Source organism: Tenacibaculum sp., assembly GCF_048269885.1.
In the GTDB taxonomy this organism is placed as follows: domain Bacteria; phylum Bacteroidota; class Bacteroidia; order Flavobacteriales; family Flavobacteriaceae; genus Polaribacter.
On sequence record NZ_JBLWTZ010000002.1, the window covers coordinates 180,949 to 205,272 of the forward strand.

The window sequence follows — 24,324 nt, forward strand, 5'->3', positions numbered from 1 at the left end:
GTGTTAGCCACAACTTAATAAAATGTCCGAAAAATTATCAAAATATAAGTTCAGAAAGTTATCTACCGAGGCCTTTAAAAATGGTTTAAGATTACATTTTGATTCTATATTATTATTCAATAACAAATCGTATCCTTCTGCATTTCAACTCTCTGTTCTCGCGATGGAGGAGTTTTCGAAATCTAATTGGGTAGAACACTATTTTTGGACCTCTATAACTAATGATGGATTCCCTGATGAAAAATTCGAACAGGAATGGTTAAAGTTACTTTACTTTCACCCCCGAAAACAAAAAGCCTTTTTTGGATGGCGAATGGAATTAGATTACTCTCCGAAATTTGTGAAATTCGTTCGAGATAAGAAACTAGAGGCAAAAAAACAACATGCCACATATGTAGGGCTTGAGAAGAACAAGTCAAAAATCAATGTAAAAAGCAGAATTAGTACCCCAGCAAAAATTAAGGAATTAGATGCTAAACAAATGATAGCCATGATGAATGATTATCTATCTGAAATATGTAATATGAAATTAATTCAGGAATGCTATTTTGATTTAGAAGAAAAAGATGAGCTTATTACGCTAGAGCTTCAAGAACGATTGAATGAGTGGAAACCTAAATCTGGCCTCCGTTCAAAAAGATGGTTTACAGAATATATTAATAAAAATAAGAAACATAATAGTTAACACATATAAAGATAATATGGGTTTTGCACAAACCTCTTTATGTTTATTATTGTATTGTCTTTTACTTATTTTAAGCTGACTAAGTTCATACAAAAACATTAAAAACCAGACACCTGTTCTTCTACTTGCTCCCACTCTTCCATTAACTCATCAACTTTTGCTTTTTTGGCTTTGTAGTTTTCAAAAAAGTTAGGGCGTGCAGAAACCTCTTCGTAATTCTGAGCTAGTTCTAAATCTATTTTTTCAATTTCAGCTTCTAAATCCGCTATTTTATTTTCTATTTTATTGAGTCGGTTTTTTAACTTTTTCAGCTCTTTTTCTTGCTCTCTCGATAATTGATAGGCTTCTTTTTTAGACGTATCTTTTTCTTTAGTTACTACGGTTCTTTTTTCAGCATCACGTAAATTTTCCATTTTGTGTTGCTCTAAGAAATAATCGATATCCCCTAAATATTCTTTTATTTCTTGGTCTTTAAATCCGTAAACCGTAGTGGTTAATCCTTGTAAGAAATCACGGTCGTGAGATACTACGATTAAGGTTCCGTCAAAATTTTGCAAGGCTCTTTTTAGTACATTTTTAGAAGCTATGTCTAAGTGGTTGGTAGGCTCATCCATTATCAACACATTGAACGGTGATAACAATAACTTGCACAATGCCAAACGGTTTCGTTCCCCTCCTGATAGTACTTTTGCTTTTTTATCTACCGCTTCTCCGCCAAACAAGAAGGCTCCTAACATATCTCTCACTTTTACTCGGTTGGCATCGTTAGCCGCATCTTCCATGATTTCCAATACGGTCTTCTCTGGTGGCAATTCTTCAGACTGGTTCTGAGCAAAATATCCTATCTCAACATTATGTCCTAATTTTAGGTTTCCTTCAAACGGAATTTCCCCTACCATCATTTTCGCTAAAGTAGATTTTCCTTGCCCATTTTGTCCGACAAAGGCAATTCTACTATTACGCTCAATCAATAAATCAACCCCCTTTAACACTTCTTTTTCGCCATAACTCTTAGATAGATTTTCAGCTTCTACAATAATTTTACCTGGCTCTTTCGAAATAGCAAAACGAACATTCATTACCGCGTTATCATCTTGATCAACTTCAATGCGCTCAACCTTATCAAGCTTTTTAATTAATGATTGTGCCATCGAAGCTTTGTTGGCTTTCGCTCTAAACTTTTCAATCAGCTTCTCTGTGTGTTCTATTTCTTTTTGCTGATTTTTTTGTGCTTGTAGTTGCTTTTCTTTGATTTCGGTTCGCAACTTTAAAAACTCTGTATATGGCTTTTTATAATCGTAAATTTGTCCTAACGAAATTTCTATCGTACGGTTCGTTACGTTATCTAAAAACATCTTATCGTGCGATACTAGCACGATGGCGCCTGCATAATTTTTTAAGAAGTTTTCTAACCAAATAATCGATTCGATATCTAAGTGGTTGGTAGGCTCGTCGAGCAATAATATATCATTATTCTGTAACAGTAGTTTTGCTAATTCGATACGCATACGCCAACCTCCAGAAAACGTATCTGTCAGTTTATCAAAATCTTCTCGTTGAAACCCTAATCCTTGTAAGATTTTTTCGGTTTCTCCCTGATAATTATACCCTCCTAATAATTCGTAACGTTCAGTTTTTTCATTTAAATCGATAATTAACTGATTGTAAGCTTCACTTTCATAATCGGTTCTTTCTGCTAACTGTTGGTTTATTTCGTCTAACTCTAACTCAATTTCTTTTATTTCAGTAAATGCTTGGTAGGCTTCTTCTAGAATAGTTCTTCCTTGCACAAAATCGATATCCTGACGTAAAAAACCAATGCGTACGTCTTTATCAAACGCTAAGGTTCCTCCACTACTTTCAACATCTTTAGAAAGTACTTTTAATAAAGTTGATTTTCCAGCTCCATTTTTTCCAATCAATCCTATTCGGTCTCCTTTTGTTAATTTAAAGGTGATTCCTGAGAACAAATCTGTTCCCATAAATGAAACTGATACATCGTGTACGTTTAACATATTTTTAGCAAATTACTATGGTTTTGTAACTAGAGTTACAAACGAGAGTTTTATTTTTGTTGAAATTTGTGCAAACTTACAAAAAGCAAATAGTTAATCGAACTTAATACCCAGAAGAAATGTTTGGAAAAGGAAGTAAATTATATAGTATTTTTAACAGTAAATGCCCTCGTTGCCATGAAGGTGAGTTTTTTAAATACAAACTTAACTTCAATCCTAAAAAGGTAACTACTTTGCACGAAAACTGCCCTAAATGTAATTTAAAATACATGATGGAACCTTCTTTTTTCTTTGGTGCCATGTATGTAAATTATGCTCTTGCTGTGGCTCTTTTCGTTGCTATTTTTATTATTGCTAAGGTATTTATTGGCCTCTCTATTTTACATAGTTTTATAGCAATTGTGGTCGTTTCTCTAATTTTAACACCTATCACATTACGCCTTTCAAGGATTATATGGATTAACCTTTTTGTAAGTTACAAAAAGGATGCTAAAGTGTTACAATCGGAAAAGTAAGCTTTTTAAGAAATCGAACTATACTTTCTTAAAAGTACAACTATATAAAAAGGTTCGTTATTCAACGAACCTTTTTATATTTATTTCTTTATCTAATTCTTCATTATTTTCAAGGTGATTGAACAAGTTTTCAGCAACGGTTGGTGCAATCATTACACCTCGTGTTCCTAAACCATTTAAAATAGCTAATCTGGAATGTTCTGGATGTACTCCTACCAAAGGTCTCCTGTCTTTTACAGTAGGACGTATTCCTGCTGATTGTTCAATCACGGTATAGGGAACTGCTATTATTTTTTGTAGCTTTTCTTCTAGTTCTTTTTTACCTTGTTCTGTTGGAATCGATGTTTTGTCTGTCCAATTAAAAGTAGCTCCTACTTTGTATGTATCGTTCCCTAAAGGCATTACAAAAACACTTCCTTTTAATAAAAAATCGATTTGTAATTGAGGGGCGTGAATTGTTATCGTTTCTCCTTTGGTGCCATTTAACGGTAAGTAGTTAAAAAATGGATTTTTCTTTAAACCAAACCCTTCACTAAACACTATTCTTTTTGCATTGATCTCTTTGTATATAACTTTATCTTCTAAAATCTCTACTTTCGAATGGTCAAAAGCTTGTTCTACGAGACTTTTTAATGACTTGATATATTCTTTATAGGATTTCACTAACAAAGGCGTATCAATCCTTCCTGTACCCTTAAGCTCTCCAAATCCATAATCCCCTATAATTCCTTTGATTTTTTCTTTTGTTATCTTTGGATTCATATAGTAAGACAACATCGGTTTATCTGAGGCTATAAACCAATTATTTTCGTCTCCTACACTGGTAAATACTTTTTTAGTGGTAAATTTATAATCTAAGGTAAGTTGTAACTTCTTCTCTAGTTCTTGATAAAAAGGGATGGCTTTTTCTAGTTGTTCATGCCCATTCCAAACCGGTGTAAATCGTTTTAAAATGACAGGGTTGTATACTCCACCAGCCACAACTGAAGATACTTGTGAATCATCTTCAAAAACGATAAAGCTTTTATTATTTTTAATTAGCTGTTCTGCAAAAGCTATTCCCGATAAGCCTAAACCGACAATGATGTAATCTACCTCTGTATTCATGCTTCAAAAATACTATTTATTACAATAAAAAAGAGCTTGCAATGCAAGCTCTTTTTTATTGTATTTGAAAGGGAATATTAATAATTCCACATATCCATTTCTCTATTGCGAATACCTTCTTTAATTCTATTTGCTTCTAACAACTGAAATAAAGAGTTTCCTCTGATATAGTCAGATATTGCTCTGTCTCCGTAAATATTTTCTTCTCTTAATATTGTAGAATTGAAGCGTCGAGCGTTTAACAAGTTGTCATAAGAAAGTGGTTGCGCTGAATTTTCAGGATTGAATACTTTAGAGTTGTGTAAAGTTTCTCTTGCATCGGGAAAAAATACCCAAAAGAGCTCATATACATTTTCTTTGTCATCAATCTCCTCAACTCCCATAACCTGTACATCTGGTCCCATAGGAGCTAATGCTAATAAACGATACTTTAATTCGCCTTGGCGTTTGTCAAAATACCACAGTCCTTTTAACATATAACCTCTAATATCTTGAGATTGTACATAATAAGGATCTACGTAGTCACCGTTTTGACGCTCGTTATAGGTCATCAGCTTAACTTCGTCCATTCCTATTTTTGTGGTAAAATAAGAGTCGTTATACACTTCTTTTATTTCTCCATTTTTAATACCTTTTAGTAACGTATCAAATAAAGAACGTCTTGTTAACCCAGCATTGGTAGTATCAATTGGGAAATAGTAAGGCAGATTAATTTTTTGGTTTAAATCTACATACTCCCACACCACTTTAGACCACAACACATCTCTATCACTAATATAGCCATAAGGAAGTGGTTTGTCATCTTCTGAAGCAATTTGAGCTTCAGATTTAACTCCAATTTCATCTACCTTTTTAGCATTTAAAAGGTTAGCCTGTGCATTTGCATAGCTTGTTGCTGCAAACGCGAATAAAACCATATAAAAACGCTTCCAATTCATACTTTCTTGTTTTTACTTATTAATTTGTAATTTCTATAGCAACAGGCAGTACCTTTTTTATGCTATAATTAGAGCCAGATACGGATGCTTTGATGTCAAAAATAGTCACTACATCGTTTCTCCTTGCTTTAGTAATAGCTGCTTTTGCTCTTGCATTTAAGGTTCTTCCGTTCACAGGAATTGCAACTTGACCTGGTACTTTAATTTTAAAACTAGATACATTTAATTTTAAATCAAATAAGAAATCAGGTAGTCCGGCAGCAACACTTATTCTTCCTAAACTTGCTTTTGGCATTTTTACGGTACCATATTGACCTCTTACCATACCTACCGCTGGTGGTATGTCTTTAATTCTAAATTTCTTTACAGAACGTACCCCTTTTGATGCACCTGTTGGAGTTCCTGTAACGACGATATTTACTTCGCTTCCTTTACCTGGACTCATTACATATTTGTCTCCTTTAACTCTTCTTAATCCTGGTGCTTTTGCAGTAACTTTGTTTCCTGGTACTCCTGGAATAGAGATTGTCATTGGGTTAGATAAACCACGGTATACAACATTCATTTTATCTGCAGCTACTAATGCCTCATTAGGTCTAGGAATAACGGCATAAGCTCCTTTGATATCTATCTTTACAATAGAATCTCCTTCTTTAAATTGGAACTCACCTTTTAACTCCTTATCTCCTACATTTCCAGCTGGACCGTCTAAAATAACCTGACCTGCTTGAATTTTCTCTTGTTCAACTTCTTTATCGTTAATAATAACTTTCTCTGCAGTTAAATTAGGATCTTTTTTACCTAATACAATTCTACCAGATAAGTTTTCTCCTGGATAGTAAGCACTTTTATCAAATACAACCATAGCTTCATACTTGGTCATAGACACAGCACTTTGTAACTCTCCTTGTAATAAAGCGGTTAAAGCATCAGATTCAGTAGCTTTAATATCTGCTTGAATTTGTGTTAACTTAGTTAAAGATGCGATTAAAGGAAATCCTTCAAAGTGATATTTTAACCAGTCAATTTTCTTACCATCTTTGTTCTCTTCTTTATCTGTACTAAAGCGAGCAGCGATTACACCTGCAACCTCTGTACCTTCTAAAGCGGCTACAGCATCATTTCTAAAGGCATCAATTTTAGCAACAAACTCTTGTCCTTTTTTTGATATTTTACCTCCTTTAAAGAATAACTCATCTAAAAACTTAGACTTATCCATTGTTTCATATGCTTGCTTGTCTTCTAAATCACCTGTCATTTGGCTCTTTAATTCTCCAACATATGCATATAATTCATCCGCAGCTACTTTTAACTTGTCTGTTTTCTCCTTAGCCTCACCATATTGTTTAGCTTGTTCTGCTGCTTTTTGAGCTAACGTTTCGTAAGCTATTTTATTTTTTTCAGTTGCCTTTTCGTTTGCTACTGTTAACTTTTCATTCATTAATCCAAAGGCTGATAACACCTCTTTACTCATGTTCATTGCTAACATTGCAATAAACACTAAGTACATAAGGTTAATCATCTTCTGCCTTGGTGATAGTTGTCCTCCTGCCATATTAATTAGTTTGTTTAGTTAATAAATTAGATAAACTAATTAATTATTTGTTAGACATTGCAGTTAACATCCCTCCATATACTCCATTTAATGAAGATAAGTTTGTTGCTAACGACTGCATTTGCTCTTGTAAACGTTGAGAATTTTCTACCATAGCAGAATTTAAATCAGCTTGTTTACTAGCATTTTCTACTTGTGTTTGATATAAACTATTTAAAGACTCCATTTGAGCCGCTGCTCTAGACATTTGCTCATTGTAGCTATTGGTAGCTGAAATTGACTGAGATGCTGAAGCTAAAGGCTCTACTGCTCCTTGGAAGTTTTTAATACTATCCCCTAAACGAGATACTAATTGAGCATCTAATTTAGCCTCACTTAAAATGTTATCTAACTTTTGAGACAACATGCTTTGTGCTTCTTCTGGAGATGCTTCTTTACCTTTTTTATTACCTAATGATTGACCATCTGCTAACTCTGGGTATACTTTTGTCCAATCTAAATCGTCTTCAACTGCTTCAAACGCTGACAATGCGAAAACTGCTGCTTCAACAATCATACCTACCATTAATACTTCATTTCCAAAAGGCCAGTGTAAAATTTTAAATAATGCTCCAATGATAACTACTGCGGCTCCTAAACCGTAAGCCATATTGAACATTTTCTTAGTTGATTTTGATTGTGCCATAATTCTTGATTTTTAAATTTTGGGGATTAATATTTATTCTTGTTTTCTTATTTAATTACTTTTATTAGTACCTAAGTAGTCTTGTACAGTTCTAAATCCGATATAACTTCTTGCTGTGTCTGCATATTCCCAATCACGAGAACTTACTTCTAAGAAATATGCTACGTCTTTCCAAGACCCTCCACGGATAATTTTTCTTCTATTTTCTTTAATCTCAACGTTAGGGTTCATTGTAGACCCCATGTAATAAGACATTTGGTTGTAAGCTGTATTGGTCCATTCAGAAACATTTCCTGCCATATTAAACAATCCGTACTCATTAGGATTGTAAGACATCGCCTCTACAGTGTATAAAGCTCCATCTGCTGCATAGTCTCCACGAACTGGTTTAAAGTTTGCTAAAAAACATCCTCTATCACTCGTAGTACTAGGACCACCCCAAGGATACTTTCCATAATCTAAACCTCCTCGAGCTGCATATTCCCATTCCGCTTCTGTTGGCAATCTAAAAGCGGGAACCAATCCTAACTTCTTTCTTGATCTTTGATAATTATTTTTTGTTTGAGTTCTCCAGTGACAAAAAGCTTTTGCTTGATTCCACGTTACACCTACAACTGGGTAATTTTCGTAAGCTTTGTGCGCAAAGTACTCTTGGTGCATTGGATCATTGTACGAATAATTAAAATCCTTAATCCATACAGTAGTATCTGGATATACATTGATTACCTCGTCTTTTAAGAAATCCTTTCTATTCTTTCCTATTCTTGCTGCAGCCTCATTATCAAACCAATAATACCTATAGTTTAATAATTTCGTATTAAATGTTCTTATTCCGTTTAAAGCCTCTTCTTTTCTTAAATATAAAGAGTCCATTACTTCCACATAATCAGCATCTGGATACTCTTGAGAATCCCAAATAATTTCTTCTCTCCAATTCAAAGGTTTTAAAGAGTCTAGCCCTTCTCCTAACTCGTAGTAATTTTCACGCATGTATTTTTCATACGGCGTCTCATTTACAGTATCTTTTGACGCAAAAGCATATAATTGAATTCCTTGTGCATTTTTGCCTACATTTACTGCATCATCTCCACCTAAAGAGGCAAATTCAGCTTGGTAAGCTAATTTAGTTCTTGTAATAGAATCTCTTACCCAATAAACAAATGCTTTGTACTCACTATTTGTTATCTCTGTCTCATCCATATAAAATGGTTGTACTGTAACAGTTTTTGTTGGAGCATTCATAGCTCCCATAGGGTCTTCATCTTGTTTACCCATTGTGAAAGATCCTCCTGGGATTTTAGCCATACCATATGGTTTTTCAGCAAACCATTTTCTTTTTGACTTAACTCCTACCAATTCTCCTCTATCTCCACTTGAACCACAAGAGTAGATGATAGATGCTAACAATGCAAGTACTGTTATTTTTTTCATATTATATCTTTCTTATAAAAGAGGCGTAAACCTATTATTTTTTTTATTAAAAAACAATTACGAGTTATTATTTTTTACAGAACACACAACTTTCTTTTAAACAAGCTTTTGTAATGCTTTGTACCACCTCTCTGGTGTTTTTTGCTGCAACGCCTGTTCATAATCTCTATAGTTACATGGTATTAACGCATGTCTTTTGTGTTTATTATTCGATATTAAATTTATTTCCATCCACCAACGCCCACTTTTATCGCTCTTGTAAAAGTTAATTGGGTCATCATCATTCAAAAGCACCGTAAACTTTTGGTAGCTTTCTTTTGTAACAAATGGGTAATCTTTGGCTCTAGAATTTACTCCTTCTATGAAGTACCAAATTACTTGAGCAATTAAATTGGCCGTTTGACTATTAGAGTCTAACTTACTGTTATATTCATATATCCCAAAGGATGTTACTTTATCACTAATTCCAGCGTAACGGGCTATTGCACATATTTCTTCTCCGTAAAAGCCATTTGGCGAGGCATTTCTATTTGCCGGTGCTTCACTTTGTCGAATACAACCAATATCTATACTTACTACATCTGCATCACGCATTATAGGCTCTACTAAAGTTACATCTTTCACCTGTCCTAACCGGTAAGCATCAAAATATAGTTTATCTAATAAGCTTATCTCTTCTTGAGAATTAAAATACGTTTGATAGCCTATATTACTAAAATTGAAAAGGTTGTTAGGTTGCTCCATAACAATTCTACTCATATAGGATCTAGAGCTCAGCTCATCTTCTAGTGTTCCCAAATCAAAACGGCTATCCACAGCTACTAAGTTAACTGTTTGTTCTAATTCATCATAAGCTCTGTAGTTTGCATAAGTTAAATCTTGTCCTCCTCCAATTATTACTGGAAGTATATTTTTTTTCAGTAAAAATGCTACTGATGATTTAACAGCAAAATAGGTATCTTCTAATGTATTTCCTTTTTCTATGTTTCCTAGATCTGCAATATGGGTATGCCAATTCCCAGGGAATAATTGGTACAAGTGCTTACGAATTTCGTGCAACTCTATACCACTACCAAAATTACCTACTGCACCTCTATCATCTTTAACCCCTAGAATTGCGATAGTCACTTCTGTTAACTCTGGAAAACCATCTTGAACAGTATGAAGCTGAATAGTTCTTCCCAATACAGAAGAAGGCTGTAAAACCACATGAGCAGCTACAACATCTTCAATAGGTGTAAAGAAGTCTATATTCATTATAAGGGGGAATTTAAGAGTCGCAATATACTAAACTATTTTTTTTCTGAAAGCTTCTTTATTTTTTTTTGGTTGCTTTCTTTTTAGCTGCTTTCTTCTTAGGTGTTTTTGCCTCTATCATTTTAACAGCCTCTTCTTGTGTTAGTTTTTCTATTTCTGTTGTTTTAGGAAGCTCAACTTTTATTTTTCCTTTTATTACATTAAAACGTCCCCAACGTGCTTTTTCTACACGAATCCCTACTTCTTCAAAGTTGTGAAGTAACTTTTCACGTTCTTTTCGTTTTTTATCTTCTATTAATTCTTCTAAATCTGCTTGACTTAAATTATCAAAATCGTACTTTTTATTTACGTTAATAAAAATAGCATTCCATTTAATAAACGGACCAAAACGTCCTACTCCTTTTTGAATTGGCATACCTTCGTATTCTCCAATAGGAGCATCTGCTTTTCTTTTTGCTTCTATCAACTCAATAGCTCTATCCATATCTACCGACATTGGATTTTCTCCTGTATCTAACGAAACATATTTACCATCGAACTTAATATAAGGACCAAATCTTCCATTGGCTACAACCACTTCTTTATCTTCATAATCTCCTAAGGTTTTTGGCAACTTAAATAAGTCCATTGCTTCTTCATAGGTAATTGAGTTCATTGTTTGGTCTCCTTGTAAGCTTGCAAAACGAGGCTTCTCTTCATCAGTTGCCTCTCCAATCTGAACCATCGCTCCGTAACGTCCTAAACGCACATACACATTCTTTCCGCTTTCTGGATCAACTCCTAACAAACGTTCTCCTTTTGCTCTTTCTGCATTGGCTGCTACATCTTCTACAACAACATGAAAATTGTTATAAAAATCTTTAATCATCGCTATCCAGTCTTCTTTACCTTCTGCAATATCATCAAATTCATTCTCTACTTTGGCTGTAAATCCATAATCTAGAATAGTATCGAAATTAGCTACTAAGAAATCGTTTACTATATTTCCTATATCAGTTGGCACTAATTTTCCTTTATCTGAGCCTACTCTTTCAGTCAAAACTTGCTCTGATACTTCTTGATTTGCCAAACTTAACTGTGTATAATTTCTTTCTTTCCCTTCAACAGTTCCCTTTTCAACATACTCTCTTCTTTGTATTGTTGAAATTGTTGGCGCATACGTAGAAGGACGACCAATTCCTAGCTCTTCTAATTGTTTTACTAACGATGCTTCTGAATACCTTGCTGGTGGACGCGTATAGCGTTCAGTTGCTGTAATTAATTCGTTTGTCAAGTGCTCTTTCACCTCCATTTTAGGCAACATTCCTGCTTGCTCTTCCTCCTCATTATCAGTACCTTCTAAGTATACTTTTAGAAAACCTTCAAAAGTAATTACCTCTCCATTTGCAGTAAACTGCTTTTTGTTTTTATCGTTATCAATTTTTACAACGGTACGTTCTAGCTGAGCTTCACTCATTTGTGAGGCTAATGTACGTTTCCAAATTAAGCTATATAATCTTGTTTGGTCATACTCTCCTGTAATCTCATGATGCTCCATATTCGTCGGACGAATCGCCTCGTGTGCCTCTTGTGCTCCTTTTGATTTAGTCGCATAATTACGTGGCTTGCTATACTCTTCTCCATAAGAAGCTATAATTTCTGCTTGTGCAGCATTTTTTGCGTCATCAGATAAATTTACGCTATCTGTTCTCATATAGGTTATCAACCCTGCTTCATACAAACGTTGTGCAACCATCATGGTTTTGGCAACAGGAAACCCTAATTTTCTTGATGCTTCTTGCTGCAAAGTAGAGGTTGTAAAGGGAGGCGCTGGAGATTTTTTTGCTGGTTTTTTTTGTAAATCAGCCACAGAAAATACCGCTCCTAAACAAGAGTTCAGAAAATCTTCTGCCTCTTTTTTGGTTGAAAAATTCTTTGCTAGCTTTGCTTTAAACTTTTTCCCTTCTGCATTTACAAACTCTGCATCAACTCGGTAAGAAGCCACTGCTGTAAACCCTTCTATTTCTCTTTCACGTTCAACGATTAAACGTACAGCCACCGATTGCACTCTACCTGCTGACAATCCAGGTTTTACTTTTCTCCATAAGACAGGAGATAATTCATATCCAACAATTCTATCTAACACTCGTCTTGCTTGCTGCGCATCAACAAGATTATAATTAATGGTACGTGGATTTTCTATTGCTTTTAAAATTGCTTTTTTAGTAATAGAGTTAAAAACAATACGTTTGGTATTTTCTTCTTTTAACTTCAACTGCTCCGCTAAGTGCCATGCGATAGCCTCTCCCTCGCGGTCTTCATCGGATGCTAACCAAACAGTCTCTGCTTTCTTTGCTAAGTCTTTCAGCTTTTTTACCACCGCTTTTTTATCGGTAGAAACTATGTATTTCGGTTTAAAATCTCCTTCTACATTTACCCCTAACTCTTTAGATGGTAAATCTGCAATGTGTCCAAAACTCGATTCAACCTGAAAGTCTTTTCCTAAAAACTTTTCTATTGTTTTCGCCTTAGCAGGTGACTCAACTATTACTAAATTTTTTGCCATACGTCTTATATCTCTTATCTCATTTTACACCTTAATAATATAGGTATAATTCAGTTTGCAAAAGTATATAGTTTTTTTTTAATGGGTCGTTTTTAACAAAATTTTACTTTTTCTTAAAAAAACTATCCATGTCAATTTGTCACAAATTACACTTTTTGGTTGTATCTTTGCAGCCTATTTTAGTACGATTTAAGGATTTATGGAACACGTAGAGAAAGTAATTGATGAGAACAAACAAGGAAAAGCCCTTGTTACAGAACACAAAGAAGGAAACAACAAAAAACTTTTTATAGAAAGTTATGGTTGTCAAATGAATATGAACGATAGCGAAATTGTGGCGTCAATTTTAGCTGAACAAGGTTTTAATACTACACAAAGTCTGGAAGAAGCTGATTTAGTATTGGTAAATACCTGCTCCATTCGTGAAAAAGCAGAAACTACGGTTCGTAACAGACTTCAAAAATACAACGCCGTAAAAAAAACAAATCCAACGATGAAAGTTGGAGTATTGGGTTGTATGGCTGAACGATTGAAAGAGAAATTTTTAGAAGAAGAAAAAATCGTTGATTTAGTTGTAGGTCCTGATGCTTATCGTGATTTACCTAATTTAATTGAAGAAGTTGATGCGGGTCGAGATGCTGTAAATGTAATTTTATCAAAGGAAGAAACGTATGCTGATGTTTCTCCTGTTCGTTTAAACTCTAACGGAGTTTCTGCTTTTGTTTCAATTACTCGTGGCTGCGATAACATGTGTACATTCTGTGTGGTTCCTTTTACTCGTGGTCGTGAGCGTAGCCGTGACCCTAAGAGTATTATCGAAGAAATTCGCAGTATGCAAGAAAAGAACTTCAAAGAAATTACTTTACTAGGTCAGAATGTAGATTCTTACTTATGGTATGGTGGCGGATTGAAAAAAGATTTTAAAAAGGCTTCAGAATTGGCACAAGCAACCGCTGTAAATTTTGCACAATTATTAGATATGTGTGCTACTGAATTCCCAAAAATGCGTTTTCGCTTTTCTACCTCGAATCCGCAGGATATGACTTTGGATGTGATTCACGTGATGGCAAAACACCAAAACATTTGTAAATACATTCACCTACCTGTTCAAAGTGGAAGTAACAATATGTTAAAAGCTATGAATCGTCAACATACACGCGAAGAGTACATGGCTTTAATAGACAATATTTACAAGATTGTTCCTGAAATGGCTTTAAGTCAAGATATGATTGCTGGTTTCTGTGGAGAAACTGAAGAAGACCATCTTGATACTTTAGATATGATGAACTATGTAAAATATAGCTTCGGATTTATGTTTGCCTACTCGGAAAGACCAGGAACCTTAGCCGCTAAAAAGATGGAAGATGATGTTCCTTTAGAAACGAAGAAACGTCGTTTACAAGAAATCATTAACCTACAACAAGAACATAGCTTATATAGAGCTAAAGAACATGTAGGTAAAATTCAAGAAGTTTTAATTGAAGGAACTTCAAAGAGAAACGAAAACGAATGGAAAGGTCGTAACACACAAAACACCGTTGTTGTTTTCCCTAAGGAACACTATCAAATGGGTGATTTTGTAAATGTAAAAATTGAAGATTGTACTTCTACTACCTTAAAAGGTACGGCTGTTGGATATTCTGACAATAATTAATTTATAGAGAAGAGAGTCAAGAGAAAAGACTGTGTCTTTTCTCTCTATTCTTTTTTCGCTATTCTAAAAAAGAAATGGAAAATTTACAAGCTATAAAACAACGCTTTGGCATTATTGGTAACGATGTGCAACTAAATCGCGCCATTGAAAAAGCGATTCGTGTTGCTCCTACCGATATTTCAGTACTCGTTACTGGTGAAAGTGGTGTTGGAAAAGAAAATATCCCTAAAATAATTCATCAATTATCCCATAGAAAACACGCAAAATATATTGCAGTAAACTGTGGGGCGATTCCTGAAGGAACTATTGACAGTGAGTTATTCGGGCATGAAAAAGGAGCTTTTACAGGAGCCACGCAAACCCGTAAAGGATATTTTGAAGTAGCAGATGGAGGTACTATTTTTTTAGACGAAGTTGGTGAATTACCCCTAACAACTCAAGTACGTTTACTACGTGTACTCGAAAATGGAGAATTTATAAAAGTTGGTTCGTCTCAAGTGCAAAAAACAAATGTTCGTATTGTAGCTGCAACCAATGTAAATATGCATGAAGCTATTGCTAAAGAGAAATTCCGTGAAGATTTATATTATCGTTTAAGTACTATCGAAATTCCGCTACCTCCTTTAAGAGAACGTGGAGAAGACATACATTTACTATTTAGAAAGTTTGCTGCTGATTTTGCACAAAAATACAGAATGCCAACTATCAGATTAGATGAAAATGCTGTAAAAGTCTTATTAAATTATCATTTTCCCGGCAATATTCGTCAATTAAAAAATATTGCCGAACAAGTATCAATAGTTGAAGAAGACAGGGTGATTACTCCTGAAAAACTAGTTCAATATTTACCTGAAAACCGCAGTAATTTACCCGCAATTGTTGGAGGTAAAACTACTGCTCAATCCGATTTTGCTAACGAACGCGACATTATGTATAAAATCTTGTTTGATATGCGTAACGATATTAACGACTTGAAAAAACTAACGTTAGATTTAATGCAAAACGGCGATTCTGAACAAGTTCAAGAAGATAACCATCGCTTGATTGAGCGCATCTATCAAGACCAAGATTTATCGGAAGCGTCAAATATTGAAGTTGTACAAATTCCGAAATCACCTTCTCTCCAAAGTGCTTATGATTATGCTGAGACCATTGAAGAGGATGAAAGTTTATCATTACAAGAAAAAGAAATTGAAATGATAAAAAAGTCTCTTGAAAAAAATAACGGCAAGCGCAAATTAGCCGCTAAAGAGTTAGGAATATCTGAAAGAACTTTATATCGAAAAATAAAACAATACGACTTATAGCACCCTTAACACACTATTAAACCTTGAATTGATTACATTTGACTTTATGAAAAAACTAATTTACATTGTTATTTTTATTACTTCCACGCTCGTAATGTTAGGCTGTGGGGTATATTCTTTTACCGGGGGAAACACAGGAGATGCTAAAACAATTCAAGTTGATTTTTTCTCTAACCAAGCACCTTTGGTTGAACCAATACTCAGTCAAAGATTTACACAAGACTTACAAGATTTATTCACACGTCAAACTAATTTAACCTTGGTGAATTCTGGCGGTGATTTACATTTTTATGGTGAAATAGTTGACTACCGTATTACTCCAATGAGTGCAACAGCACAACAAACTGCTGCTCAAAACCGATTAACAATTGTTATAAATGTAAACTTCATAAACACTCTTAAAGAGAAAGATAATTTTGAAAAACGTTTTTCTTTTTACGCCGATTATGGAGCCAATCAACAATTAACAGGAGAAGTTTTAGAAGTAGCTTTAAATAAAATTCTAGGTCAGATTACGCAAGATATTTTTAATGCCTCAGTGGCAAAATGGTAATTTTTTGAATACGAATTCTTACATACAATTATTAGAAAAACCTGAATTGATTTCGCAAGAACATCTTTCAGACATTGCTGCTATTATTCAAGAGTACCCCTATTTTCAATCTGCTAGGGCACTTCGTTTAAAAATTTTAAAAAACCAAGAAAGCTACAAATACAACAACGAGTTAAAAACAACAGCAGCTCACACGAGTGACAGAACTGTTTTATTTGACTTTATTACTTCTAAAGCATTTAAAAAAGCGCCTAAAAAAGAAGAAAAAACTAGCTTAAAAAACAAAATTCTTTCCAAAAGAAAACAGCCTAAAGCTTCAACAGTAGAGGAAGAGTTAGCTATTGGAAAGCCATTTTCTTTCACACAAAACGAAACTTTTTCTTTCAATCAATGGTTACAGCTATCGTCAAAAAAAGCCATTGTTAGAACTTTGGATAGTGAAATTTCAGAAGAACAAACAAAGAAAACCCCAGTTAAATCTGAACACGAAGCTATTATTAATCGTTTTATTGAAACGGCTCCTAAAATTTCTCGTCCTAGCAAAGCAAATACTTTGGATATAAAAATATCCGAAAACCAACAAAATAATCAATTAGCTACCGAAACCTTGGCTAAGGTATATTTAGAACAAAAGAAATATGACAGTGCAATTCAAGCATATAAAATATTAAGTTTGAAATATCCAGAAAAAAGTAGTTTCTTTGCAGACCAAATTAAAAGAATACAAATTTTACAAAACAATAAATAGATGACAACGTATACTTTACTTTTAGTTTTAATATTGATTGTTGCAATAGCATTAATCTTAATTGTAATGGTTCAAAATCCTAAAGGTGGAGGATTATCTTCATCATTTGGAGGCGGTGGAGCTCAAAATATTGGAGGTGTACAAAATACAAATAGCTTTTTAGACAGAACTACTTGGACATTAGCTATTACTATGTTTGCTTTAATTTTATTAGCAAATTTCGCTATTCCAAGAGGTAATGCCGCAGATGCTCCTCAATTAAATGAAACATTAAACAATATTGAAACTACGACAACAACTCCTGCTACTCCAGCAGCGACAGATACTGCAAAAGACAGCGCACAGTAGTTTTTAAAAAATAGAATATAAAATGCCAACGTTAATGACACGTTGGCATTTTTTTTATTTACTATCCTAATCTATTAGAAAAATTGTCAGCAAAAATCTAATGGCATAATTTCTGACAAAACTTAACCAGTAAATATTAATTTAATCAATCAAAATATATAAAATGGGATTAAACATTAAACCTTTAGCAGACAGAGTTCTTGTTGAACCAGCTGCAGCAGAAACGACTACAGCATCAGGAATCATCATCCCTGACAACGCAAAGGAAAAACCACAAAAAGGTACTGTCGTTGCTGTAGGTAACGGAACAAAAGATGAGCCTTTAACTGTAAAAGTTGGTGATACTGTTTTATACGGAAAGTACGCTGGTACTGAGCTTAAACTAGAAGGAAATGATTATTTAATTATGAGAGAAAGCGACATCTTCGCTATTATCTAAAACTTCTTTGCTTTTAGCTTTTTGCTATTAGCCCACTAAATAAAAACTAAAAAACCAAGCCAACAGCAATAAGCTAACGGCTAAAAAACGAAAACAAACATGGCAAAAGATATAAAATTTGATGTAGACGCTCGCGACGGATTAAAGCGCGGGGTAGATGCATTAGCAAATGCAGTAAAAGTAACTTTAGGACCTAAAGGACGTAACGTAATTATTTCTAAATCTTTCGGAGCTCCTCATGTAACCAAAGATGGAGTTTCTGTAGCTAAAGAAGTAGAATTAGAAGATGAGCTAGAAAATATGGGAGCTCAAATGGTAAAAGAAGTAGCTTCTAAAACTAACGATTTAGCGGGTGATGGTACCACAACTGCAACAGTATTAGCGCAAGCTATCGTAAAAGAAGGATTAAAAAACGTAGCTGCGGGTGCAAACCCAATGGATTTAAAACGCGGTATAGATAAAGCTGTTACTGCTATTACTGAAGATTTGAAGAAACAAGCTAAAGAAGTTGGCGATTCTTCTGAAAAAATTCAGCAAGTTGCTTCCATCTCTTCTAATAATGATGCCGTAATTGGTAACTTAATTGCTGAAGCATTTGGTAAAGTTGGCAAAGAAGGTGTTATTACCGTTGAAGAAGCAAAAGGAACAGATACCTATGTTGATGTTGTTGAAGGAATGCAATTCGATCGTGGATACCTATCTCCATACTTTGTTACAGATGCCGATAAAATGATTGCTGATTTAGAAAACCCATACATTTTACTATTCGATAAAAAGATCTCTAACCTACAAGAAATCTTACCTATTTTAGAACCAGTAGCTCAATCTGGGAGACCTTTATTAATTATTGCTGAAGATGTAGACGGACAAGCTTTAGCTACTTTGGTAGTAAACAAATTACGTGGTGGGTTAAAAATCGCTGCTGTAAAAGCTCCTGGATTTGGTGATCGTAGAAAAGCAATGCTAGAAGACATTGCTATTTTAACTGGTGGTACTGTAATTTCAGAAGAAAGAGGTTTCTCTTTAGAAAATGCCACTTTAGACTTATTAGGAACTGCTGAAACAGTTACTATCGACAAAGACAATACTACCATCGTTAATGGTTCTGGTGACGAAGCACAAATCAAGGCACGTGTAAATCAAATCAAAGCACAGATTGAGACGACTACTTCTGACTACGATCGTGAGAAATTACAAGAGCGTTTAGCTAAGTTAGCGGGTGGAGTTGCTGTACTATACGTTGGTGCCGCTTCTGAAGTAGAAATGAAAGAAAAGAAAGATCGCGTAGATGATGCTTTGCACGCAACAAGAGCCGCTGTAGAAGAAGGTATCGTAGCAGGTGGTGGTGTTGCCTTAGTACGTGCTAAAAAAGTGTTAGAAACTATCACTACAGAAAACTTAGATGAAACTACAGGTATTCAAATTGTAAACAGAGCAATTGAAGCTCCTTTGCGTACGATTGTTGAAAACGCTGGTGGAGAAGGTTCTGTAGTTATCAATAAGGTATTAGAAGGTAATCAGAACTTTGGTTATGACGCTAAATCTGAAACATATGTAGACATGCTTGAAGCTGGTATTATCGACCCTAAGAAAGTAACTCGTGTAGCTTTAGAAAATGCTGCATCGGTTGCTGGTATGATCTTAACTACCGAGTGTGCTTTAGTTGACATTAAAGAAGATAATCCAGGTGGTGGAATGCCTCCAATGGGTGGTGGAATGCCAGGAATGATGTAGTCGATAAGCTCGACACCTAAATATTTAAAAACCTCGAGACAAGTCTCGAGGTTTTTTATTATCAAAAGTCTCACTTTATCAATAATATCTTCAAAAGCCTGAAAATACAACAGAGAAAAACCTAATTAAAACAACAACAAATACACAAAACATAATAGTCTGATTTATAATTTCTTACATTTTAAAATTTACAATACGCTTCTTGTGTAAATTGTGCATGTAAAAACCTCAAAAACGAATTAATTATGTTAAAAAAGTATGGTTTTATTGTTTTTATTTTTTCTGTTTTTTTAGTGGCGTGTTCTAATGAAAATGAAGACGAATTAATAGAAGGTAATAGTTCTTATGAAACTCAATCAATATTAAGTAAAAGTGCTGGTACATTCCAAATTACTAGTCACTTTGATAATTGGCTTCAACAAAACGGGTATGGCTCTTATAATTTTAAGGGAAGTGCAGGGTATAGTTATGGAGGTAAAACTTCAAATTCTAGCACGTTAAATAATCAACCTGTAATTTTTATACATGGTAATAGTGACAAAGCTGATGGTTGGGAAGATTCCATCAACTATTTTTTAAATAACGGATACAACACTAACGAGCTTTATGCTTTTACCTGGGGAGATGCAAATCCTTACAACGCTTCTTCGAACTATCATAGCAAAGATTTTTTACAAAGAGTTAGAGCTTTTATACAAGCTGTAAAAAGCTATACAGGAGCTCAAAAAGTGGACGTAATAGGCCACTCAATGGGAGTTACATTAGGTAGAAAGGCAATAAAAGGAGGTAGTGCTTACGACCAAAATTATGGCTCTTATAACTTGGGCAGTTCATTAAGCTATGTAGATACTTTTGTAGGAATTGCTGGTGCGAACCGAGGTTTAACTTCATGCTATTATTCTGGTACGGGAATACCAACTTGTAATGATGTTAACGGTTTTTATCCTGGATATCTTTTTTGGGGAGCTGGTCCTTATGGTGTTTCTGACTTTTTAACTGAATTAAATAACAACCCAGCAAAGGAAGCCAATAATGTGTATTCTATATGGAGTTCTGCTGATCAAGTTGTTGGTTATGGTTGTATTGTTTATGGAAAAAATACCTGTAGAATTAATACACAAGATGGAGAAAAATATTATAGTTCTGCTCCTTATGGACATTTTGGTGTAAAAAACTTATCAGGATACTATCAATTACAAATGGTAAAATATCACAGTACTTATTAAGTAATTAATTTGTTAACCAAAAACCTTCGAGATAAAAATTCTCTCGAGGGTTTTTATTTATTTTTAAATTTTACGCTCCACAACATAATCAATCATTTGACGTAAGGAGCTTTTATATTCTGAATCAGTAAAATTATCTAAAATAGCCAATGCCTTGTTTTTATAATCGTGCATTTTGGCTGTTGTATATTCTAACCCACCATTTTCTTTTACAAAAGCAATAACTTCTTTTACTCGTTTTTTGTTTTTGTTATGCTTCTTAACCGAATTGATTAGCCACGATTTTTCTTTGGGAGAACAAGTGTTCAATGTATAAATCAATGGAAGTGTCATTTTCTGTTCTTTGATGTCAATTCCCGTTGGTTTTCCTATTTTGTCTTCTGTATAATCGAACAAATCATCCTTAATTTGAAAAGCGATACCTATATATTCACCAAACTTACGCATTTGTTGTACTGTTTCATTATTGGCACCAACTGATGCTGCTCCTATACCACAACAAGCTGCAATTAATGTTGCTGTTTTTTGACGAATAATTTCAAAATACACTGCTTCTGTTATATCAAGTTTACGAGCTTTTTCAATCTGTAACAACTCTCCTTCACTCATTTCTCGAACTGCTATGGAGATGAGTTTTAACAAATCGAAATCTTCATTATCTATCGAAAGCAACAATCCTTTCGACAGTAAATAATCTCCTACTAAAACAGCTATTTTATTTTTCCAAAGCGCATTGATCGAGAAAAATCCACGTCGTCGGTTACTGTCGTCAACTACATCATCGTGTACCAATGTTGCAGTATGAATTAACTCTACAACTGATGCTCCTCGATACGTACGTTCATCGAAACCTCCATTAGACACCATTTTCGCCACCAAAAACACAAACATTGGTCGCATTTGTTTTCCTTTTCTACGAACGATATAATACGTAATTCGGTTTAATAATGGAACTTTAGACAACATCGAATCTTTGAACTTGGTTTCAAAGAGTTCCATTTCTTTAGCAATCGGAAGTTTTATTTGCTCTACTGGCTTCATCTAAACATCAAAAGTAAGAAATAATTAGGATTTGGTATCTTTGAAAAAAACAATTCTTTTAATGAAAAACCTTTTCTTTTTTTGTAGTCTTTTTTTACTGATTTTCTCTAGTATTGCTCAAGAACAAAGCGTCTCTTTTCCCAACGACTTTTTAGGGGTTTATAAAGGTACTTTATACATTCATTCTGCTAAAGGGCAACAAGAAATCCCCATGGAATTTCATATGAAACAATCGGACTCTCTACTCAAGTTTGAGTATACATTAGTTTATAATAACCAACCTAGAAATTACACCTTGATAGTAAAAGATAAAAAGAAAGGTATTTTTGAAATTGATGAAAATAATGGAATTATTTTACCTGCCAAATTAGCAAATAATACCTTGTACAGCTTTTTTGAGGTACAAGGAAATTTACTCAGTTCTCGTTTAGCTTTTTCTAAAAATCAATTAGATTTTGAAATTTTATTTACAGCTACTACATACAAGACTACAACAGGTAAAGGAACCAAAGAAATTCCGTTTGTATATGGATACCCTATTTCTGTTGTTCAAAAAGCTCTTTTAACTAAGCTGCAGTAAAAGAAAGTTTTGTTTTTATTTTTTTCCATACGTAAGAGAACACTCTTCTGAATAGGTTTGTAAACTTAAATTCAAAAACAATATCAACTAATTGATCTACATCTACTAGTTTCTTGTACTTTCTAATTTTTTCGTCAATAATTGCATCAGAAAAATCATAATAAACAGTATCTGATAAAAACAAGCATAATTTCCAAGTAAAAAGATATTTCTTTCGCCACCTTCTTCTATAGGTACTGAATGTATTTTTATCTTTTTTTACAAAGTTTACAACATGAGGCGTTACAGCATTAGCGCATCTTAAAGCATACCTTATCCCTTCACCTCCTAAAGGGTTTATTGTTGATACAGAATCACCTATAGCTACTATTCTTTCTTTATAAAAAGCTTCTGAAAAATTTCTGGTAGTCCTAACTGCTCCGCCATGAACATCTATTATTTTATAATCTGTAGCATTCATATAATCAGTTATAATTCTCTCAGTAATTTCTTTGAGAGATTCCGCTGATTTTTCATGAGTTTTATAAAGTAATTTAGCCGACCCTACTTTGAGAGTATTTTCTTTCATAGGAAATATCCATGAATACCCTTTATAGCTCCATTTATCTCCTAAAAAGAAAAACAAATCGTCTTTAAATTTATCATACACAACATCATCTACCTTTATCAAATACTCTACACCAGCACTGGTTTCCATTTCTGGTTGTTCTTTTAGCGTATCGTAAATAACTTTTCTCGCAGGACCTGTTGCATCTACTAAAAGCTTGGCTTTAAGAGTTATTTTCTTGTCTTCCTTTTTTGAATAAAAGTGAGCAATGACACCATCGTTAGTATAGTCTTTTGAGATATATGAATACCCCATTAAAACGTCACCTCCGTTATCTTTACACTCATCAGCCAAAAAAGTTCTAAGTTTAGCAAAATCTAAAACCACTCCTTTATTAGCATCTCCTTTCCATTGAGCTAGTTCATTGGAAGTTTGAATTGTGAAGTTTTTCCAATACCTTCCCACAATACTTTCAGGAAAGTTAAATTCATTAAAACCATCAAGCGACATCCCTGCACTAGAAAAATCATTATCATAAAAAGAATGATACCTTTCTACAAGCAACACACTAAGGCCTTTCTTTGCAAGATTTCTAGCACACTGTCCGCCTGCAGGACCAGCCCCCACTACAATTACATCGTATTCTTTTCTCATTATTTAAACTTTTAAGCTAATTGCTCTAATTTGTTTTAATCTATTCCACTCTTTCTTATGCCTTCGTTTATATATTGACATTGTGCCTCTATCCAATCCAAAATAAAAAAAACTAATTCCTATTGGTGGATTTGCGCTTGGTAAAAAACTAAATTTATCAAATGCTATTGGCGGCCACTCCCAACAATTAAAAGCGGTTCCTATAATTTCTGTATATACTACAAAAACGTACATTGTTAAATAAAACAATTTTTCTTTTGGGTGTTTTCTTAAAAAATAAAAAACCAACACTGTTAGTAAAAAGCCATAAATATCATTTTTAACTACCAAAAAAGATATGGCTAGAATTACAATAACAATTGTGAGTACTTTTTCTATGGAATGGCTGTGCTTTCTTACTTCTGATTTTTTGCAAAAATTATAGACTAATAAAAAAACAACTGCATGGCCTGGGGGAATATAGTGTGGAATATTTTCTAATCGATATGTATACATTCCTAAAAATTTAGAAAATACATACTCTCCAACTATGGCTATAAGAAAAGCATAAATAAGTTGCTCTCTTGTTCTTCTTGGTGATTTCAAATACAAGAAAATAAAGAGTATAACAACTAGTACATTATTAATCCATTGCGCATGCTCATAATAGCTTTTAGCTACAAATTCGCTATCTAAAAACAGGCCTACAAGCATCACTAACATCAATACTCCTATTGTTTGCAATGTTTGACCTAAAAGAGATTTTGACAAAAACGACATA

At 34.0% G+C, this 24,324-nt stretch carries 22 protein-coding genes; 11 read left to right on the forward strand and 11 right to left on the reverse strand.

The annotated features are described in order from the left end of the window. Nucleotides 1-22 precede the first annotated feature (22 nt). A complete protein-coding gene (locus ACN0WY_RS02145; protein ID WP_417799406.1) occupies nucleotides 23-685 on the forward strand; it encodes an AbiV family abortive infection protein in 663 nt (220 codons plus the stop codon). Nucleotides 686-783: 98 nt separating this feature from the next. Here the strand turns inward: ACN0WY_RS02145 and ACN0WY_RS02150 are convergent, their stop codons facing one another. Further along, nucleotides 784-2,700: an ATP-binding cassette domain-containing protein gene (locus ACN0WY_RS02150; protein WP_417799407.1), complete on the reverse strand. Its 1,917-nt coding sequence runs from the start codon at nucleotides 2,698-2,700 to the stop codon at nucleotides 784-786. 119 nt (nucleotides 2,701-2,819) lie between these two features. Between ACN0WY_RS02150 and ACN0WY_RS02155 the strand changes: the two genes are divergently transcribed. Then, nucleotides 2,820-3,215: a DUF983 domain-containing protein gene (locus tag ACN0WY_RS02155; protein ID WP_330487532.1), complete on the forward strand. Its 396-nt coding sequence runs from the start codon at nucleotides 2,820-2,822 to the stop codon at nucleotides 3,213-3,215. 57 nt (nucleotides 3,216-3,272) lie between these two features. Here ACN0WY_RS02155 and ACN0WY_RS02160 read toward each other — a convergent pair whose 3' ends face one another. From ACN0WY_RS02160 to topA, 7 genes are all read right to left on the reverse strand, one after another. After that, nucleotides 3,273-4,322, reverse strand: coding sequence for an NAD(P)/FAD-dependent oxidoreductase (locus ACN0WY_RS02160; RefSeq protein ID WP_417799408.1), 1,050 nt, complete (start codon nucleotides 4,320-4,322; stop codon nucleotides 3,273-3,275). 77 nt (nucleotides 4,323-4,399) lie between these two features. Beyond that, on the reverse strand, nucleotides 4,400-5,260 hold the full coding sequence (gene gldN / locus ACN0WY_RS02165; protein ID WP_330487534.1) for a gliding motility protein GldN: 861 nt from the start codon (nucleotides 5,258-5,260) through the stop codon (nucleotides 4,400-4,402). A gap of 19 nt (nucleotides 5,261-5,279) precedes the next feature. Next, nucleotides 5,280-6,815: a gliding motility protein GldM gene (gene gldM, locus ACN0WY_RS02170; protein ID WP_330487535.1), complete on the reverse strand. Its 1,536-nt coding sequence runs from the start codon at nucleotides 6,813-6,815 to the stop codon at nucleotides 5,280-5,282. Between the two features lie 43 nt (nucleotides 6,816-6,858). Continuing rightward, nucleotides 6,859-7,500, reverse strand: a complete 642-nt coding sequence (gene gldL, locus ACN0WY_RS02175; RefSeq protein ID WP_330487536.1) for a gliding motility protein GldL — start codon at nucleotides 7,498-7,500, stop codon at nucleotides 6,859-6,861. Nucleotides 7,501-7,551: 51 nt separating this feature from the next. Beyond that, nucleotides 7,552-8,931 (reverse strand): gliding motility lipoprotein GldK, encoded by a 1,380-nt coding sequence (gldK, locus tag ACN0WY_RS02180; RefSeq protein ID WP_330487537.1) that lies wholly within the window; start codon nucleotides 8,929-8,931, stop codon nucleotides 7,552-7,554. A 96-nt stretch (nucleotides 8,932-9,027) separates the two neighbouring features. Then, nucleotides 9,028-10,188, reverse strand: a complete 1,161-nt coding sequence (locus ACN0WY_RS02185) for a formimidoylglutamase (RefSeq protein ID WP_417799409.1) — start codon at nucleotides 10,186-10,188, stop codon at nucleotides 9,028-9,030. Nucleotides 10,189-10,246: 58 nt separating this feature from the next. After that, nucleotides 10,247-12,733: a type I DNA topoisomerase gene (gene topA, locus ACN0WY_RS02190; RefSeq protein WP_330487539.1), complete on the reverse strand. Its 2,487-nt coding sequence runs from the start codon at nucleotides 12,731-12,733 to the stop codon at nucleotides 10,247-10,249. A 199-nt stretch (nucleotides 12,734-12,932) separates the two neighbouring features. Here topA and miaB point away from each other — a divergent pair, with 199 nt between their 5' ends. The 8 genes from miaB to ACN0WY_RS02230 all read left to right on the forward strand — a co-directional run bounded on the left by miaB (nucleotide 12,933) and on the right by ACN0WY_RS02230 (nucleotide 20,742). After that, nucleotides 12,933-14,387 (forward strand): tRNA (N6-isopentenyl adenosine(37)-C2)-methylthiotransferase MiaB, encoded by a 1,455-nt coding sequence (gene miaB / locus ACN0WY_RS02195; protein WP_417799410.1) that lies wholly within the window; start codon nucleotides 12,933-12,935, stop codon nucleotides 14,385-14,387. A 74-nt stretch (nucleotides 14,388-14,461) separates the two neighbouring features. Next, nucleotides 14,462-15,694 (forward strand): sigma-54 dependent transcriptional regulator, encoded by a 1,233-nt coding sequence (locus ACN0WY_RS02200; protein ID WP_330487541.1) that lies wholly within the window; start codon nucleotides 14,462-14,464, stop codon nucleotides 15,692-15,694. Between the two features lie 46 nt (nucleotides 15,695-15,740). Continuing rightward, complete coding sequence (locus ACN0WY_RS02205) at nucleotides 15,741-16,247, forward strand: LptE family protein (RefSeq protein ID WP_330487542.1); 507 nt, start codon at nucleotides 15,741-15,743, stop codon at nucleotides 16,245-16,247. Nucleotides 16,248-16,251: 4 nt separating this feature from the next. Next, entirely contained in the window at nucleotides 16,252-16,995 is a 744-nt protein-coding gene (locus ACN0WY_RS02210) for a hypothetical protein (RefSeq protein ID WP_417799411.1), read from the forward strand. Next, complete coding sequence (gene secG, locus ACN0WY_RS02215; protein WP_330487544.1) at nucleotides 16,996-17,343, forward strand: preprotein translocase subunit SecG; 348 nt, start codon at nucleotides 16,996-16,998, stop codon at nucleotides 17,341-17,343. It abuts the gene before it with no gap. A 163-nt stretch (nucleotides 17,344-17,506) separates the two neighbouring features. After that, nucleotides 17,507-17,782: a co-chaperone GroES gene (locus tag ACN0WY_RS02220; RefSeq protein ID WP_330487545.1), complete on the forward strand. Its 276-nt coding sequence runs from the start codon at nucleotides 17,507-17,509 to the stop codon at nucleotides 17,780-17,782. Nucleotides 17,783-17,881: 99 nt separating this feature from the next. Then, nucleotides 17,882-19,516, forward strand: coding sequence for a chaperonin GroEL (gene groL, locus ACN0WY_RS02225; protein ID WP_330487546.1), 1,635 nt, complete (start codon nucleotides 17,882-17,884; stop codon nucleotides 19,514-19,516). A 245-nt stretch (nucleotides 19,517-19,761) separates the two neighbouring features. After that, nucleotides 19,762-20,742: a lipase/acyltransferase domain-containing protein gene (locus ACN0WY_RS02230; RefSeq protein WP_330487547.1), complete on the forward strand. Its 981-nt coding sequence runs from the start codon at nucleotides 19,762-19,764 to the stop codon at nucleotides 20,740-20,742. A gap of 63 nt (nucleotides 20,743-20,805) precedes the next feature. Here the strand turns inward: ACN0WY_RS02230 and ACN0WY_RS02235 are convergent, their stop codons facing one another. Beyond that, nucleotides 20,806-21,783: a polyprenyl synthetase family protein gene (locus tag ACN0WY_RS02235; RefSeq protein WP_330487548.1), complete on the reverse strand. Its 978-nt coding sequence runs from the start codon at nucleotides 21,781-21,783 to the stop codon at nucleotides 20,806-20,808. A gap of 61 nt (nucleotides 21,784-21,844) precedes the next feature. Here ACN0WY_RS02235 and ACN0WY_RS02240 point away from each other — a divergent pair, with 61 nt between their 5' ends. Beyond that, on the forward strand, nucleotides 21,845-22,363 hold the full coding sequence (locus ACN0WY_RS02240) for a hypothetical protein (protein ID WP_417799413.1): 519 nt from the start codon (nucleotides 21,845-21,847) through the stop codon (nucleotides 22,361-22,363). Here ACN0WY_RS02240 and ACN0WY_RS02245 read toward each other — a convergent pair. Then, on the reverse strand, nucleotides 22,350-23,564 hold the full coding sequence (locus tag ACN0WY_RS02245) for an NAD(P)/FAD-dependent oxidoreductase (protein WP_417799414.1): 1,215 nt from the start codon (nucleotides 23,562-23,564) through the stop codon (nucleotides 22,350-22,352). The two genes, ACN0WY_RS02240 and ACN0WY_RS02245, sit on opposite strands and share 14 nt — an antisense overlap. Before the next feature lie 3 nt (nucleotides 23,565-23,567). Beyond that, nucleotides 23,568-24,323 (reverse strand): hypothetical protein, encoded by a 756-nt coding sequence (locus tag ACN0WY_RS02250; RefSeq protein WP_417799415.1) that lies wholly within the window; start codon nucleotides 24,321-24,323, stop codon nucleotides 23,568-23,570. Nucleotide 24,324 lies beyond the last annotated feature (1 nt).

What these genes read in the sequence shown, in the direction of transcription:
- ACN0WY_RS02145 (WP_417799406.1), top strand. Translation starts at nt 23, where the DNA reads ATGTCCGAAAAATTATCAAAATATAAGTTCAGAAAGTTATCTACCGAG.
- ACN0WY_RS02150 (WP_417799407.1), bottom strand. Translation starts at nt 2,700, where the DNA reads ATGTTAAACGTACACGATGTATCAGTTTCATTTATGGGAACAGATTTG.
- ACN0WY_RS02155 (WP_330487532.1), top strand. Translation starts at nt 2,820, where the DNA reads ATGTTTGGAAAAGGAAGTAAATTATATAGTATTTTTAACAGTAAATGC.
- ACN0WY_RS02160 (WP_417799408.1), bottom strand. Translation starts at nt 4,322, where the DNA reads ATGAATACAGAGGTAGATTACATCATTGTCGGTTTAGGCTTATCGGGA.
- gldN (WP_330487534.1), bottom strand. Translation starts at nt 5,260, where the DNA reads ATGAATTGGAAGCGTTTTTATATGGTTTTATTCGCGTTTGCAGCAACA.
- gldM (WP_330487535.1), bottom strand. Translation starts at nt 6,815, where the DNA reads ATGGCAGGAGGACAACTATCACCAAGGCAGAAGATGATTAACCTTATG.
- gldL (WP_330487536.1), bottom strand. Translation starts at nt 7,500, where the DNA reads ATGGCACAATCAAAATCAACTAAGAAAATGTTCAATATGGCTTACGGT.
- gldK (WP_330487537.1), bottom strand. Translation starts at nt 8,931, where the DNA reads ATGAAAAAAATAACAGTACTTGCATTGTTAGCATCTATCATCTACTCT.
- ACN0WY_RS02185 (WP_417799409.1), bottom strand. Translation starts at nt 10,188, where the DNA reads ATGAATATAGACTTCTTTACACCTATTGAAGATGTTGTAGCTGCTCAT.
- topA (WP_330487539.1), bottom strand. Translation starts at nt 12,733, where the DNA reads ATGGCAAAAAATTTAGTAATAGTTGAGTCACCTGCTAAGGCGAAAACA.
- miaB (WP_417799410.1), top strand. Translation starts at nt 12,933, where the DNA reads ATGGAACACGTAGAGAAAGTAATTGATGAGAACAAACAAGGAAAAGCC.
- ACN0WY_RS02200 (WP_330487541.1), top strand. Translation starts at nt 14,462, where the DNA reads ATGGAAAATTTACAAGCTATAAAACAACGCTTTGGCATTATTGGTAAC.
- ACN0WY_RS02205 (WP_330487542.1), top strand. Translation starts at nt 15,741, where the DNA reads ATGAAAAAACTAATTTACATTGTTATTTTTATTACTTCCACGCTCGTA.
- secG (WP_330487544.1), top strand. Translation starts at nt 16,996, where the DNA reads ATGACAACGTATACTTTACTTTTAGTTTTAATATTGATTGTTGCAATA.
- ACN0WY_RS02220 (WP_330487545.1), top strand. Translation starts at nt 17,507, where the DNA reads ATGGGATTAAACATTAAACCTTTAGCAGACAGAGTTCTTGTTGAACCA.
- groL (WP_330487546.1), top strand. Translation starts at nt 17,882, where the DNA reads ATGGCAAAAGATATAAAATTTGATGTAGACGCTCGCGACGGATTAAAG.
- ACN0WY_RS02230 (WP_330487547.1), top strand. Translation starts at nt 19,762, where the DNA reads ATGTTAAAAAAGTATGGTTTTATTGTTTTTATTTTTTCTGTTTTTTTA.
- ACN0WY_RS02235 (WP_330487548.1), bottom strand. Translation starts at nt 21,783, where the DNA reads ATGAAGCCAGTAGAGCAAATAAAACTTCCGATTGCTAAAGAAATGGAA.
- ACN0WY_RS02240 (WP_417799413.1), top strand. Translation starts at nt 21,845, where the DNA reads ATGAAAAACCTTTTCTTTTTTTGTAGTCTTTTTTTACTGATTTTCTCT.
- ACN0WY_RS02245 (WP_417799414.1), bottom strand. Translation starts at nt 23,564, where the DNA reads ATGAGAAAAGAATACGATGTAATTGTAGTGGGGGCTGGTCCTGCAGGC.
- ACN0WY_RS02250 (WP_417799415.1), bottom strand. Translation starts at nt 24,323, where the DNA reads ATGTCGTTTTTGTCAAAATCTCTTTTAGGTCAAACATTGCAAACAATA.